12 protein-coding genes are annotated in these 14,678 nt (G+C 74.2%); 11 read left to right on the top strand and 1 reads right to left on the bottom strand.

Features of this window, described 5'->3' with window-relative positions:
• Positions 1 to 51: 51 nt before the first annotated feature.
• From CCN39_RS11570 to CCN39_RS11550, 6 genes are all read left to right on the top strand, one after another.
• Positions 52 to 2,733, top strand: coding sequence for a glycoside hydrolase family 9 protein (locus tag CCN39_RS11570; protein ID WP_086841157.1), 2,682 nt, complete (start codon positions 52 to 54; stop codon positions 2,731 to 2,733).
• 140 nt (positions 2,734 to 2,873) lie between these two features.
• Positions 2,874 to 3,011 carry a hypothetical protein gene (locus CCN39_RS50120; protein ID WP_158104498.1) on the top strand — a complete coding sequence of 46 codons (138 nt, stop codon included), beginning with the start codon at positions 2,874 to 2,876 and terminating at the stop codon, positions 3,009 to 3,011.
• A 69-nt stretch (positions 3,012 to 3,080) separates the two neighbouring features.
• Complete coding sequence (locus CCN39_RS11565) at positions 3,081 to 3,614, top strand: MauE/DoxX family redox-associated membrane protein (protein WP_086841155.1); 534 nt, start codon at positions 3,081 to 3,083, stop codon at positions 3,612 to 3,614.
• A 12-nt stretch (positions 3,615 to 3,626) separates the two neighbouring features.
• Positions 3,627 to 4,118 carry a TlpA family protein disulfide reductase gene (locus CCN39_RS11560; RefSeq protein WP_086841153.1) on the top strand — a complete coding sequence of 164 codons (492 nt, stop codon included), beginning with the start codon at positions 3,627 to 3,629 and terminating at the stop codon, positions 4,116 to 4,118.
• Positions 4,115 to 5,905, top strand: coding sequence for an ABC transporter ATP-binding protein (locus CCN39_RS11555; RefSeq protein WP_086841151.1), 1,791 nt, complete (start codon positions 4,115 to 4,117; stop codon positions 5,903 to 5,905). Before CCN39_RS11560 ends, CCN39_RS11555 begins: the two co-directional genes overlap by 4 nt.
• Positions 5,905 to 6,375, top strand: coding sequence for a S26 family signal peptidase (locus tag CCN39_RS11550; RefSeq protein ID WP_086841150.1), 471 nt, complete (start codon positions 5,905 to 5,907; stop codon positions 6,373 to 6,375). Before CCN39_RS11555 ends, CCN39_RS11550 begins: the two co-directional genes overlap by 1 nt.
• Here CCN39_RS11550 and CCN39_RS11545 read toward each other — a convergent pair.
• Positions 6,348 to 9,212 carry an AfsR/SARP family transcriptional regulator gene (locus CCN39_RS11545; RefSeq protein ID WP_086841148.1) on the bottom strand — a complete coding sequence of 955 codons (2,865 nt, stop codon included), beginning with the start codon at positions 9,210 to 9,212 and terminating at the stop codon, positions 6,348 to 6,350. The two genes, CCN39_RS11550 and CCN39_RS11545, sit on opposite strands and share 28 nt — an antisense overlap.
• Positions 9,213 to 9,581: 369 nt before the next feature.
• Here CCN39_RS11545 and CCN39_RS11540 point away from each other — a divergent pair, with 369 nt between their 5' ends.
• From CCN39_RS11540 to CCN39_RS11520, 5 genes are all read left to right on the top strand, one after another.
• Positions 9,582 to 10,778, top strand: a complete 1,197-nt coding sequence (locus CCN39_RS11540; protein ID WP_086841146.1) for an LLM class flavin-dependent oxidoreductase — start codon at positions 9,582 to 9,584, stop codon at positions 10,776 to 10,778.
• An 11-nt stretch (positions 10,779 to 10,789) separates the two neighbouring features.
• Positions 10,790 to 12,133, top strand: a complete 1,344-nt coding sequence (locus CCN39_RS11535) for an NtaA/DmoA family FMN-dependent monooxygenase (protein ID WP_208630212.1) — start codon at positions 10,790 to 10,792, stop codon at positions 12,131 to 12,133.
• A 114-nt stretch (positions 12,134 to 12,247) separates the two neighbouring features.
• A complete protein-coding gene (locus CCN39_RS11530; RefSeq protein ID WP_086841142.1) occupies positions 12,248 to 13,150 on the top strand; it encodes an ABC transporter ATP-binding protein in 903 nt (300 codons plus the stop codon).
• On the top strand, positions 13,147 to 13,911 hold the full coding sequence (locus CCN39_RS11525) for a DUF2705 family protein (protein WP_086841141.1): 765 nt from the start codon (positions 13,147 to 13,149) through the stop codon (positions 13,909 to 13,911). Before CCN39_RS11530 ends, CCN39_RS11525 begins: the two co-directional genes overlap by 4 nt.
• On the top strand, positions 13,911 to 14,678 hold a 768-nt coding region (locus CCN39_RS11520), incomplete at its 3' end, for a streptophobe family protein (RefSeq protein WP_086841139.1). The genes CCN39_RS11525 and CCN39_RS11520, both read left to right, overlap by 1 nt.

The raw sequence follows: 14,678 nt of genomic DNA, 5'->3' as shown, positions 1-14,678 counted from the left end.
TCGGCTCTTTACCCTCCTTTCTGGAAGCGCTCCCAGATTTGAGGAGGCGGCGTGCGCACTTCGACGACGAAGTCGATGTCCCGGGCGATCGTGGCACTGCTCGTGCTCGGCCTGACCCTGGTCGTCCCCGGGCGGTCCGCGGACGCCGCCGCCGGGAAGTTCAACTACGGCGAGGCGCTGCAGAAAGCCGTCTGGTTCTACGACGCTCAGCGCTCCGGCGCACTGCCCGCCGACAACCGGGTCTCCTGGCGCGGCCCGTCCGCCCTCGGCGACGGCAAGGACGTCGGCCTGGACCTGACCGGCGGGTTCTACGACGCCGGCGACCACGTCAAGTTCGGGCTGCCGTTCGAGTCCAGCATGACCATGCTCGCCTGGGGCGCGCTCGAGAACCGCACCGCCTACCAGAATTCCGGCCAGTGGCCGTCCCTGCTCTCGAACCTGCGCTGGGGCAACGACTGGCTGATCAAGGCGCACCCGCAGCCCGACGTGCTCTACGGCCAGGTCGGCAAGGGCGACGACGACCACAAGTGGTGGGGCCCCGCCGAGACGATGACCATGGCCCGGCCCGCCTACCGCATCGACGACTCCTGCCCCGGCTCCGACCTCGCCGGTGAAGCCGCCGCACAACTGGCGGCCGGCTCGATGGTGTTCCAGTCCGGTGACCCCACCTACGCGGCGACCCTGCTCACCCACGCCAAGCAGCTGTACTCGTTCGCCGACAACCACCGAGGCGTCTACTCCGACTGCATCACCGACGCCCGGAACTTCTACAAGTCCTGGAGCGGCTACCAGGACGAGCTCGTGTGGGGCGCGATCTGGCTCTACAAGGCCACCGGCGACAGCAGCTACCTGACCAAGGCGCGCGCCGAGTACGAGAAACTGGCCACCGAACCGCAGACCACCACCCGGTCCTACCGCTGGACGCTGGCCTGGGACGACAAGTCCTACGGCGCCTACGTCCTGCTCGCCCAGCTCACCCGCGACCCCCAGTACGTCACCGACGCCAACCGCTGGCTGGACTGGTGGACCACCGGCGTCAACGGCCAGCGCGTGCCCTACTCCCCCGGTGGCCAGGCCGTGCTCGACCAGTGGGGCTCGCTGCGGTACGCGGCGAACACCGCATTCGTGGCGCTCACCTACTCGGACTGGCTGCGCGCCACCGATCCCACGCGCGCCACGACGTACCACGACTTCGGCGTCCGGCAGATCAACTACGCGCTCGGCGACAACCCGCGCGGCGCGAGCTTCGAGGTCGGGTTCGGCGTCAACCCGCCCCGCAACCCGCACCACCGCACCGCGCACGGCTCCTGGGCCGACAACATCAACGAACCCGCGCAGAGCCGGCACACCCTCTACGGCGCGCTCGTCGGCGGTCCCTCTTCGGCCAACGACGCGTACACCGACGACCGCACCAACTACACCATGAACGAGGTCGCACTCGACTACAACGCCGGCTTCACCGGCGCGCTGGCCCGCCTCTACGGGGAGTACGGCGGGACGCCACTGGCCTCCTTCCCGCCGAGGGAAACCCCCGACGGCCCGGAAATCCTGGCGCAGGGCGCCCTCAACCAACCCGACGGTGGCACGTTCACCGAAGTCAAAGCGTACGTGCTCAACAAGTCCGCGTGGCCGGCCCGCACGTTCACCGGCTCGCTGCGCTACTACTTCACGCTCGACGGCGCCACCACGCCCGGCCAGATCTCGGTCAGCTCCGCCTACAACCAGTGTGACGCGCCGGTCCTGCGCCAGTTCTCCGGCGCGGTCTACTACGTCGAGGTGCCGTGCTCGGGCGGGGTCGCCCCCGGCGGGCAGTCCCGCTACCGCAAGGAAGTGCAGTTCCGGATCACCAGCACCGGCACCTGGAACCCGGCCGACGACTGGTCGCACACCGGCCTCGCCGCCGCCGGGACCGCACCCGCCGACGCCGCGCGGCTGGTGCTCGCGCAGGGATCCGAAGTGCTGTGGGGCACCCCGCCCGGACCGTCCACAGCGGACACCACCCCGCCGACCGCCCCCACCGGGGTCACCGTCGTGCCCGGCAGCACCACGGCCGGCCTCACCTGGACCGCCGCCACCGACGACGTCGGCGTTGCCGGGTACGACGTGCTGGACTCGGCCGGCGCGACGGTCGGCAGCACCACCGGCACCGGCTACCAGGTCACCGGCCTCACCCCCGGCACCGCGTACACGTTCTCGGTCCGCGCCCGGGACGCCGCCGGCAACCGGTCCCCGGCCAGCAGCCCGGTTTCGGTCACCACCACGACCGGCGGCGGCGACCCCGGCACCGGCTCGCTCGCCGTGCAGCAGCGCGGTGGCAGCGCTGCCACCGGCAACCAGATCCGCACCAGCCTCCAGATCGTCAACCGGGGCAGCACCCCGGTCGCCCTCGGCGGTGTCACCGCGCGCTACTGGTTCACCGGCGACGGCAGCAACCCGGGCTTCCAGATTTGGTGCGACTACGCGGTTCTGGGCTGCGGCAACGTTTCCCTGCGCGTGGTGAAGCTCGGTTCGCCACGCCCGGGAGCCGACGCCTACGTCGAAGTGAGCTTCCCCGGCGGCACCCTCGCCCCGGGCGCGAACACCGGCGAGGTCCAGGTCCGGGTGGCCAAGGCCGACTGGTCCGCCTTCGACCAGGCCGACGACTACAGCTACCGCACGGCGGCGTCGTTCAGCGACCTCGCCGCCGTCACCGCCTACCGGACGGGCGCCCTGGACTGGGGCGTCGAACCCTGATTCCGGCCGGCTGTGGGGACACCACCGACCGGTTCACCCGATCGGACGCGCCGCCACGCGTCCGGTTTCCTCGATAGCGAACGGATAGCGCGGCTGCGCAACGATCTTCTCGTCGATTCCCGCTGATGAGAGGAGTGATCATGGCTCGCATGATCAACACCCTGGGTGACCGGCTGCTGGGGCTGTTCCTGCGCGAGGTCAAGGCCGGCGCCTGCGTCCCCGAGCACGGCCAGGTCTGCAAGACGTTCCACTACGACTGCTACGGCAACTGCAAGTAACCGCGGCGTCCACGCCTTTCCCGTCGCGGTCCCCGCGGCGGGAAAGGCTTGCCCAAGGGGGGTTCTCCGATGCTCGGTGCCCAGTTCGTGCTCGCCGCGCGCGTCCTGGTCGGGCTGGTGTTCGTGGTCGCGGCCGCCGGCAAGCTCGCCGGGCGGGTCCGGCTCACCGAGTTCGCCGACGCGCTGGCGCCGCTCGGCCGGTCGCCGGTCGGCTGGCTGCCCGTCGCCGCCGCGACCGCCGTGGCCGAGCTGGCCGTGGCCGTGCTCGTCGGGTTCCCCGCCACCTACCGGCCCGGGCTCGGGCTGGCGACGGCGATCCTGCTCGTGTTCTGCGCCGCGATCGCCCGTTCGATGCGGCTGGGCCGTCGCGTCACCTGCCGCTGCTTCGGCCGCTCCGGCGCGGTTCTCGGCCGCGTCCACCTCGTCCGCAACACGTTCCTCGCCGTCGTGGCCGGCGCGGCCACCGCCGTCCCGCCGGGACCCGGGCTCGGTCTCGACACCGGCGCCGCCGCCGCGCTCGTCGGCGCGTTCGCCGCACTCGTCGCGATCAACGCGGACAGCCTGGCCGGCCTGGTCGGCAAGGCGGACACCGCCCATCGCTGAAAGAGGTATCCCATGTCGTTCCTGGTGGCCGTGGTCGCGGTGCTGGCCGTGCTGACGGTGCTCAACCTCCTGCTGTCCTCGGCGATCATCCGGCTGCTGAACGAGCAGCGCCGGCCGGTGACGCCCGACCTGCCGGCCGTGGGCACCGAGATCGGGGCGTTCGAGGTGACCGACGCCGACGGCCTGCCCGTCACCGACCGCGAACTCGACGACGTGCTCGTCGCGTTCCTCTCCCCCACCTGCGAGCCGTGCCGGCGCATCGCCGGCCAGCTCACCGAGCCGGCCGTCGCGTTCGTGATCGACGGCGGCGACCGGGACAAGGCCGTCGAGTACGCGGCCGGGCTGGGCCCCTCGGTGCGCGTCGCCTACGTCGGGGATCGCAGCCCGGTGTCGGCCGCGTTCGCCGCCGGCGACGTCACCCCGACCCTGATCCGCGTCCGGGACCGGCGGATCGCCGCCGCCGGCCACGACCTCGACGCCGTGCGCCCGCAGCACGTCCGATGAACCCGGTCCGTGCGGCGGGCCCCGCGTTCGGCATCGCCTGGCGCGCGTCACGAGTGGCCACCGGCGGCTCGGTCGCGCTGGCGGTGCTCGCCGCGGCCGTGCCGGCGCTGTCGGCGTGGCTGGGCAAGCTGCTGTTCGACGAACTGGCCGGCGGCCGGGACCGCGGCCTGATCGTGCTGCTGGCCCTCGGCTCGGCGGCCGGCCTCGCCGTCTCGGCCGCGATCACCGCCGTCGCCTCCTACTGCACCGCGCTCGTGCGGGCCAAGTCCGCGATCGAGGCGGAGGACCGCCTGGTCGGCGCGGTCGGCGCGCTGCCCGGGTTGCGCCGCCTCGAAGACCCGGCGTTCCTGGACCGCGTGCGGCTGGCCGAGCAGGGCGCGCAGGAGGCGGCGCCCGCGGTGCTGGGACTGACCGTCGAGGCGGTGCGCGCCCTGATCGCCGTGCTCGGGTTCGGCGGCGCGGTCCTGCTCGTGTGGCCGCCGATGGCCGGGCTGCTCGCCGCGTCGCTGGCGGCGGCGGCGATCTCCCAGCTGACGTTGTCCCGCCTGCGCGCGCGGGAGGCCGAGGCGATGATGGCCACCCAGCGCCAGCGGTTCCTGTTCCGCTCGCTGTGCTCGGACATCAAGGCGGCCAAGGAGATCCGGCTCTTCGGCCTCGCGGACCTGTTCCGGTCGCGCATGGTGACCGCCGTCCGCGCGGCCACGGCCGGTGAATGCGCCATGCAGCGCCGGATCGCCGTCGCCGGGATCACCGCCGCGGTCGGGTCGGCGGTGGTGGCCGGCATCGCCCTCGTGGTCGCCGCGACCGGCGCCGCGCGAGGGTCGCTGTCCCTCGGCGACGTCACCCTCTTCACCGCCGCGGTGGCCGGCATCCAGTCACCGGTGGGGGCGCTGCTGGGCCAGCTCGGCCGGGCCGGCGGCTCGCTCGGCTTGTTCCGGCACTACCTCGACGTCGTCACCACCGAACCCGACCTGGCCGCCGGGACGGCCGCCGTGCCCCGGCTGACGACCGGTATCGAACTGCGGGACGTGTGGTTCCGGTACGACCGGACCGGCCCGTGGGTGCTGCGCGGGGTCGACCTGGTGCTCCCGGCCGGTGCCGCGGTCGGCCTGGTCGGGGTGAACGGCGCGGGCAAGTCGACGCTCGTGAAGCTGCTGTGCCGCTTCTACGACCCCGAACGCGGGCAGATCCTGTGGGACGGCGTGGACATCCGCACCTGCGACACCGCCGCGTTGCGGGCCCGCATCGGCGCCACCTTCCAGGACTTCACCAGCTACGACCTGACCGCGGCCGACAACATCGGCATCGGCGACGTCACCCGCCTCGGCGATCTCGAGCGCATCCGCGCGGCGGCCCGGCTGGCCGAGATCGACCCGGCGCTGTCGGCGTTGCCGCGCGGCTACGAAACCCTGCTGTCCCGCGCTTTCCTGGACGTCGACGACAAGGCGGGCGCGGCGCTGTCCGGCGGCCAGTGGCAGCGGGTGGCGCTGGCCCGCTCCCTCATGCGCGCCGACGCCGACCTGCTCATCCTCGACGAACCCAGCTCCGGCATGGACGCCGACGCCGAGACCCGGACCCACGAGGCCCTGCGCGCCCACCGGGCCGGCCGGACGAGCGTGCTGATCTCCCACCGGCTGTCCGCCCTGCGCGGCGCGGACCGGATCGTCGTGCTCGGCGGCGGCCGGGTGATCGAAGAGGGCACCCACGACGGGCTGCTCACCGCGGGCGGCGAGTACGCCCGGCTGTTTTCGTTGCAGGCCAAGGGATACGCGATGGCGGAGGCATGATGGCCGGGCTCGCGGCGGGTGCGGTGGCGGTCCTGGTCCTGCTGGTCGTGCTGCGCCGGCGGTACGTGGTGGCCCACGTCCGGGGCCACAGCATGTCCCCGACCTTCCACGACGGCGAACGGGTGGTCGCGACCCGAAGGCGGCACTACCGCGTCGGTGACGTGATCGTCTTCCGCCCGCCCTCCACGGCATCTCGTCCGGGGGGCCGGGTGGCGAAGCCCCCGGCCCGGGGCAACGCCCCGGATGTCACGGCCACCGACGTCGCCTGGCGCATCAAGCGGATCGCCGCGGTCGCCGGCGACCCGGTCCCCGCCTGGCTGGCGGCCGACCACCCGGTCGTCCCCGCCGGCCGGGTGGTGGTGGCCGGGGACAACACCGGCCACAGCGAGGATTCCCGCCAGCTCGGCTACATCGAGCTCGCCCGCGTGGCCGGTGCCGTCCCTCACCGGCCCGCGCCGGCCGGCAGCTGACAGTCGATCTCCGCCAGCACCTTCGCCACCTCGGCTCGCTCGGCCGGGCTGTCGAACTGGTCCTGCAGCCGCAGGGACGCGCGGGCGATGCGGCGGGCGGCGGCCCGGTCGCCGGTGGCCAGCTCGATCGAGGCCAGGGCGAGCAGCGCGGCGGATTCGGCGTCCGGACGGCGGATCCGGCGAGCCAGGACCAGCGCGCGGTCCGCCGATCGCCGGGCGGCGGGCAGGTCGCCGTTCGCGCGGTGGGCGTCGGCTTCGGCGGTGAGGCACCAGGTCTGGCCGATCGGGTCGCCGTTCCGCTCGGACAGGTCGCGGGCCTGTCCGGCGAGGCGGACCGCGGCCGCGCTGTCGCCGCAGGCCAGTGCGGTGCGCACGACCACGAGCCGCACCTGGGCGCGGGTCTTCCATTCCCCGGCGGCGTCGGCCAGCCGCAGGGCCTTCGTGCCGTGGATCCGCGCCGCGCCGAGGTCGCCGAGGTGGTCCCGGTACAGGGCGGCCAGTGTGCTGTGGCAGCCCGATTCCCCCGCCCGGTTGCCGGACTTCCGGAAGCACACGACCGCCTCGCGCAGGGCGGTGATCGCGCGGTGCCAGTCCCCGCACCGCTCGTGGGCGTCGCCCAGCTTGGTCAGCACCTCGGCCCGCAGCGCGAGGTCGGCCTGCCGCAGCGGCACCTCGTTCAGGATGGCGACGACGTCGGCGTACCGGCTGCGGTGCATCCGCGCCGTCGCCGTGACCAGCGCCGCGGTCACCCGCACCACCGGGTCTTCGCCGGCGACGTTCGTCAGCCGCGCGGCCGCCCGGGCGCCGTGGTCGGACAGGTCGAGCCGCACGAGCGGCGCCCGCAGCACCAGCAGCAGCGCCGCCGCGGACCGGCGCAGGCCCCCGCGCACGGCCAGGTCGAAGACGGCGAGCAGGACTTCGGCGTCCGCACCCACCCACGGCAGCGGCTCCGGCACCACCTGCCCCAGCACGTCCCGGCCGAGCGGTGCGGCGGTCTCGGCGAGCACCGCGTAACCGGCCGGCGAACCCAGGACGCCCTCGTGGGCGTGCCGGGTCAGCGCGACCGCCCACCCGGCCAGCCGGTCCAGCGCCCCGGAAGCGAGCGACGGGCCGACCGTGCGGCAGTAGGCCCGGACGAGGTCGTGCATCCGGTAACGCGGCACGCCGTCGCGCCCCGGCCCGGCCCCTTCGAGCAGGTTCATCGCGCACAGGTGGGCCAGCACCTCGCCGGTGCGGGCGAGCGGCACGTCGAGCACGGGCGCGAGCGGCCAGCCGGTGAACGTCGGCGCCCCGATCGCCGCCAGCGCCAGCATCGCGGCCCGCGCGTCCCGGTCCAGCAGCCGGAAACTCGTGTCGAGGCTGTCCCGCACGCTGCGCTGCCCGGCGACCAGCTCCCGCAGCCGCGTCGACTCGTCGGACAGCCGCGCGGCCAGCTCGGCCACGCTGAGCTTCGGGTACGCGGCGAGCTGCGCCCCGGCGATCCGCAACGCGAGCGGCACACCCCCGCACGCCTCGAGCACCGCGGCGACCGTGCCCTCGCCTTCCGCCAGCCGGGCCGCGCCGGCCGCGTTCGCCAGCACGGTTTCGGCCGAGCGGTCGCACAGCGGTGCGAGCGGCACTCGCACCGACGGCTCGACCTCGGGCAGCACGTACCTGCTGGTCACGATCGTGGCGCAGCCCGGATCGGCGGCCAGGAGCGGCTCGAGCTGCCGGGCGGTGGCGGCGTTGTCCAGCACCACGAGCACCCGCTTGCCCGCCGTTCGGCTGCGGAACTCGGCCGTGCGCTCCTCGAGCGTGACCGGCATCGACCGGGCCGGCACCCCCAGCGCACGGAGGAAACCGGCGAGGACCTCGTGCGGTGCGGCCGGGCGGGCATCGGCACCCCGCAGGTCGGCGTAGAGCTGCCCGTCGACGTACGCGGGCACCGCCGCCGCGCCGGCGTGCACGGCCAGCGCCGTCTTGCCGATCCCGGGCATCCCGGTGACCAGCACCAGCGGCGGCGATCCGGTCCGCCGCGCCACCGCGGCCCGGATCGCGGCCGACTCCGCGTCGCGCCCGGCGAACCCCGAGATCCGCGGCGGCAGCTGGGCGGGCACCACGGCCGCTGCCGGCGACGCGCCCGCGGTGAGGATTTCGGCTTCCAGCGCGAGCAGCTCCCGGGACGGATCGATCCCCAGTTCGTCCCGCAGCACGCGGCGGGCGTCCCGGAACGCGGCCAGCGCGTCGGCCCGCCGCCCGGCGCGGTGCAGCGCGAGCATCCGCCGGTGGTGCAGGCCTTCGCGCAGCGGGTGCGCCTGCACCAGCGCGGTCAGCTCGGGCAGCAGCCGCGCGGCCCGCCCGCAGGCGATCTCCGCGTCGATCCACTCCTCGGCCAGGCCGGTCCGCAGCTCGTCGAGCCGGGGCAGTTCGGCGCCGGCCAGGTGCGCGGTCACCCCGCCCAGCGGCGTCCCGGACCACCGGTCGAGCGCGGACCGCAGCAGGCCGGCCGCATCGGCGGGGTCCCCGGCCGCCCGCGCCGAGGCGAGCAGCCGGCGCACCTCGTCGACGTCGGCGAGGCAGTCCAGCAGGTACCCGCTCGGCACGGTGACCAGGGCATCGGCGGCGCCGGCCCGGTCGAGCGAAGCACGCAGCTTGGACACCTGGATGTGCACCTGCGTCCGCGCGGTGGCCGGCGGCCGCTCACCCCACAGGGCGTCGATCAGCCGCTCCACCGAAACCGGCCGCCGGCCGGCCAGCACCAGAACGGCGAGGACAGTGCGGCCCAACCGGCCTTTGATCGGCACCGACGTCCCCAGGACCTGAGCACCGACGGGACCGAGGACAGTGGCTTCCAGCAATCGCCAGCCCTTCGAGATCGGGTGCCGCACTGCGGCCCGCGCGCGAAGCAGACACCGCGCGGCCGATGATCGGCACCCGGAAAGTGCAACCCCAGTAACGAAAGTGCCGGCTCGTCACGTCCCGCCTTCCCCAGCCGGGTGACGCCACTCTCGCTGAGCGCGACGTTGCCAGCGGCCCGCGGACAGCGTCAACCGGCGTGATCATGTTTCGCGGTGCCCCGAAACGTGACGCCCCACCGGAAACCGGGCACCTCCCGGCCGGCGTTTATTCCCGCGGACCGCCGCCGTCCCAGCAGGTGACCGCGCCCGCCCCGGCCACCGGATCCGGCGCACACTGCGGGCACAGGCCGACGAGAAGGGAACGCGCGGATGACAGGACCACGGATCGCCGTCGCGCTGGACGGGGCCGGGTGGCACCCGGCCGCGTGGCGTGAAGCCGGAGCTCGCCCGGGTGAGCTGCTGACCGCCGGCTACTGGGCCGACCTGGTCCGCGAGGCCGAAGCCGGCCAGCTGGACTTCGTCACCCTCGAAGACTCGCTCGCCCTGCAGGCCGTGAGCGCCACCGACCGGCCGGGCGAGCGGACCGACATCGTCCAGGGCCGCCTCGACGCCGTCCTGATCGCCGCCCGCGTCGCGCCGCTGACCTCGCACATCGGGCTCGTGCCGACCGCGGTCGTCACCCACACCGAGCCGTTCCACCTGTCGAAGGCCATCGCCACCCTCGACTACGTCAGCACCGGCCGGGCCGGGGTCCGCGTCCAGGTGGCCGGCCGGGCCGAGGACAACCGGCACTTCGGCCGCCGCGAGTTCGGCGAGTTCCGGCTCGAAGACTCCGCCGAACCGGACCGGCCGAGCCCGCTGGCCGACCTGTTCGACGAGGCCGCCGACTACGTCGAGGTGCTGCGCCGGCTCTGGGACAGCTGGGAGGACGACGCCGAGATCCGCGACGTCGCCACCGGCCGGTTCGTCGACCGCGGCAAGCTGCACTACATCGACTTCACCGGGCGCTGGTTCTCGGTCAAGGGCCCGTCGATCACGCCGCGGCCGCCGCAGGGCCAGCCCCTGGTCACCGCGCTGGCCCACGCGGCCGTCCCCTACCGGCTCGCCGCCCGTTCCGCCGACGTCGTCCACGTGACGCCCTTCGACCGCGGACAGGCCGGCGCGATCGTCGCCGAGGTCCGGGACGCCCAGGACCTAGCCGGCCGCGCGGGCGAGACGCTGCACGTCTTCGGCGACGTCGTCGTGTTCCTCGACGAGACCGAGCGGGCCGCCGCGGACCGCAAGCGCCGGCTCGACGACCGGTTCGGCGCGGAGTACACCTCCGACGCGCACGTCTTCACCGGCACCCCGGCCGGCCTGGCCGACCTGCTGCTCGACTGGCAGGGCGCCGGGCTCTCCGGCTTCCGGCTCCGGCCGGGGGCGATCCCGCACGACCTGACCGCCATCACCCGCGGCCTGGTGCCCGAACTGCGCGCCCGCGGCGCCTTCCGCACCGGCTACGAGGCGAGCACCCTGCGCGGGCTGCTCGGCCTGCCCCGGCCCGCCAACCGCTACACCGCCGTCTGAGGAGGCCCGTGATGTCCCGGAAGCAGATCCACCTCGCGGCGCACTTCCCCGGCGTCAACAACACGACCGTGTGGAGCGACCCCGAAGCCGGCAGCCACATCGAGTTCAGATCCTTCGTCAAGCTCGCGCAGACCGCCGAGCGCGCGAAGTTCGACTTCTTCTTCCTCGCCGAAGGCCTGCGGCTGCGCGAGCAGAACGGGCAGATCTACGACCTCGACGTCGTCGGCCGCCCGGACACCTTCACCGTGCTGTCCGCACTGGCCGCGGTCACCGAGCGGCTCGGGCTGGCCGGCACGATCAACTCGACGTTCAACGAGCCGTTCGAGGTGGCCCGCCAGTTCGCCTCGCTCGACCACCTCTCGGCCGGGCGCGCCGCGTGGAACGTCGTCACGTCGTGGGACGCCTTCACCGGCGAGAACTTCCGCCGCGGCGGGTTCCTGCCCCAGGACCAGCGCTACGAGCGCGCCGAGACGTTCCTGCGCACCGCCTGGGAGCTGTTCGACTCCTGGCGCGGTGACGAGGTCGCCGCCGACGCCGGCAGCGGCGTGTTCCTGCGCGACCCCGACGCCGGCGCCTTCGCCCACCACGACGCGCACTTCGACATCGAAGGCCGGTTCCCGGTGCCGCGCAGCCCCCAGGGCCGCCCGGTGATCATCCAGGCCGGCGACTCCGAGGAGGGCCGCGAGTTCGCCGCGGCGACCGCCGACGCGATCTTCAGCCGCTACGGCACCCTCGAAGCCGGGCAGGCGTTCTACTCCGACGTCAAAGGCAGGCTGGCGAAGTACGGCCGCACGGCCGAGCAGCTGGTCATCCTGCCCGCCGCCACGTTCGTGCTCGGCGACACCGACGCCGACGCCCACGAGCGCGCCCACGTCGTCCGGCGGCAGCAGGTCAGCGGGCAGACCGCGATCAAGTTCCTCGAACAGGTCTGGAACACCGACCTGTCCGGCCACGACCCCGACGGCCCGTTGCCGTCGGCCGACCCCGTGGTCGGCGAGTCGACGATCGCCCCCGGCCGCGCCAGCGTCCGCATGTACCGCGACCCGGTCGCCACGGCCCGCGAATGGCGGCAGCTCGCGGAAGCGAAGAACCTGTCCACCCGCGACCTGATCATCGAGGTCACCGGCAGGCAGACGTTCATCGGCTCGCCCTCGACGGTGGCGGCGGCCATCGACGACCTCGTCCAGGCCGACGCGAGCGACGGCTTCATCCTCGTCCCGCACGTCACCCCCGGCGGCCTCGACGAGTTCGCCGACAAGGTGGTGCCGCTGCTGCAGGAACGCGGCTCGTTCCGGACCGAGTACACCGGTTCGACCCTGCGCGATCACCTCGGGATCGAGCCGCCCGACGCGTGATGGTTGCGATTTCCCGAGCATCCCCCGGCCACCACCGCCCCTGACCGGCGGACTCACAGGGTTCTCCCACGACCTCCCAGGAACCCTCCGGCCGGGCGCGCCACGCTCGCCGGCATGACGATCGAAATCCGGGGCCTGACCAAGCGGTACGGGCCCGACACCGTGGTGGACGACCTGTCGTTCACCGTCGAACCGGGGCAGGTGACCGGGTTCCTGGGGCCCAACGGCGCCGGGAAGTCCACGACCATGAAGATGATCGTGGGCCTGGCCGCGCCGACCCGGGGCTCGGTCACCGTCGGCGGGCGCCGCTACCGGGACCTGCCCGTGCCGCTCACCGAGGTGGGCGCGTTGCTCGACGCCGGGGCCGTCCACGGTGGCCGGAAGGCGTACGACCACCTGCTGGCCCTCGCCGTGAGCAACGGCCTCCCCCGGCGCCGGGTCGGCGAGGTGCTCGCCCGGACCGGGCTGGACGGCGTGGCCGGCAAGCGTGCGGGCGGGTTCTCGCTCGGCATGCGGCAGCGCCTGGGCATCGCGGCCGCGTTGCTCGGCGACCCGCGGGTGCTGATCTTCGACGAACCGGTGAACGGGCTCGACCCCGAGGGGATCCGCTGGATCCGGGGCTTCATGCGTTCCCTGGCCGGCGAGGGCCGCGCGGTGCTGGTGTCCAGCCACCTGATGAGCGAGATGGCGCAGACCGCCGACCACCTGGTGGTCATCGGCCGGGGAAAGCTCGTCGCCGACACCGCCGTGAGCGAGCTCGTGCGCGGCGAGGGCACCGTGCTCGTCCGCACGCCCGAGCCGGGCTTCGCGCGGCTGCTGACCACAGCCGGGGCCGCCGTGCGGGAAGGCACCGAAGCCGCGCTCGTGGTGTCCGGCATGACCAGCGCCGAGATCGGGAAACTCGCGGCCTACCACGGCATCGCGCTCGCCGAGCTCAGCCCGCAGCGGGTCTCCCTGGAAGACGCCTTCATGGAGCTGACCCGGGACAGCATCGACTACCAGGGGGCCGTCGCATGAGCGTGTCCTTCACCCACTCCGTCCGCGCGGAGTGGATCAAGCTGCGCAGCCTGCGCTCCACCTGGTACACCCTCGCGTGCCTGTTCGGCACCGGGCTCGGCATCACCGCTCTCGCGATGAACGCCGCCGCGAAGGACTACCCCGGCGACGAGCCCTGGGATCCCACCAACCGCAGCCTGACGTCCTACATCGTCGCGCAGCTGATCATCGGGGTGCTCGGCATCCTGGTCGTCACGGCCGAGCACGCGACCGGCCTGATGCAGACGTCGCTGATCGCCACGCCGCGCCGGCACCGGCTGCTGGCCGCCAAGCTGGTCGTCGCGGTGGCGGTCGCCGTGGTGGCGGGCCAGGTGCTGATGGCCGCCGCCTTCTTCCTCGGCCAGGCCGTCCTCGCCGCCCACGGCGTACCGCACGCCCGGCTCGGCGATCCGGGGGTGCTCTCCGCGGTGACGGGCGGCGGGCTCTACCTCGCGGCGATCGCGCTGCTGGCCGCCGGGCTCGGCACGATCATGCGCGCCACCGCGGGCGCGCTCGCCACCCTGGTCGGGATCGTCTTCCTGGTCCCCGCCCTGGCCGGTCTCTTCCCCACGTGGCTGCAGCAGCTGTTCTTCTACTGGCCGACGCTCGGCGCGTCCGCGGTCCTCAAGACGGTGCCCGATCCGGACTTCCCGCACCCGTGGCTGAACCTGGCCGGGATGTGCGCCGGGGTCGCCGCCGTGCTGGCCGTGGCGTTCGTGCTCTTCCGGCGCCGGGACGTCTGATGCGGGAAGCGGGCCGGGGCCTGCTGGCGGCCGCCGCCGCGGTGCTCGCCATGACGGTGGTCGCCGCGGCCGGCCTGGCGCTCCTGGGTGCCGGCGACCTCGGCCCGTTGACGGCGGCGGTCGTCGCGCTCGCCGTGGGCGGCACGGCCGAGGTCGGCGCCGTCCCGGCGGCCGGGTTCCCGGTCGCCGTGCGGGGCAGCCTCCACGTGCTGCCACTCGGGGTTTCCCTGGCCGGCGCGGCGGTCCTGGGCTGGGTGCTGCTGCGCGGCGGCGCGCGCGGGCTCCTGGTCCGCGGCGCCACGGCGGCCGTGGCCCTTCCGGCCGGGCTCGGTGCGTTGGCGTGGGCAGCACGGGGAAAGCTGCCGCTCCCGGACGGCGTCGCGACCGGCGGCTGCGTGCGGAGCGGCGGTTCGGCGCGCCTGCCCGTCTCCGGCGCGCTGGACGCCGGATTCTCCGTGGCGGCCGGCCCGGCGGTGGCGGGCGCGCTGGCCGGGACGCTCGCGGTGCTCGGAGCGTGCTGGGTCATCGCACGGTTCCCTGTCCGTACCCCGGGTCTGCGCGCGGTGGGGTGGCTTGCGGGCGGGCTCACCGCCGTGGGCCTGACCCTCGCGTGGGCGTTCGGCGGCCCCACCGCGGCCGGGGCCGTGCTGCTCGTCCTGCCTCAGCTGGTGTCCGGCGTGCTGCTGCTGGGCCTGGGCGTGCCGTGGACGATCGGCACCACCGGCCCGCTCCCCTGTGCGCCGGACCTCCCGCCGGGTGGCCCGGCG

The sequence above is a fragment of the Amycolatopsis kentuckyensis genome, from assembly GCF_002155975.1.
In the GTDB taxonomy this organism is placed as follows: domain Bacteria; phylum Actinomycetota; class Actinomycetes; order Mycobacteriales; family Pseudonocardiaceae; genus Amycolatopsis; species Amycolatopsis kentuckyensis.
This window is presented reverse-complemented; position numbering and strand designations above follow the sequence as displayed.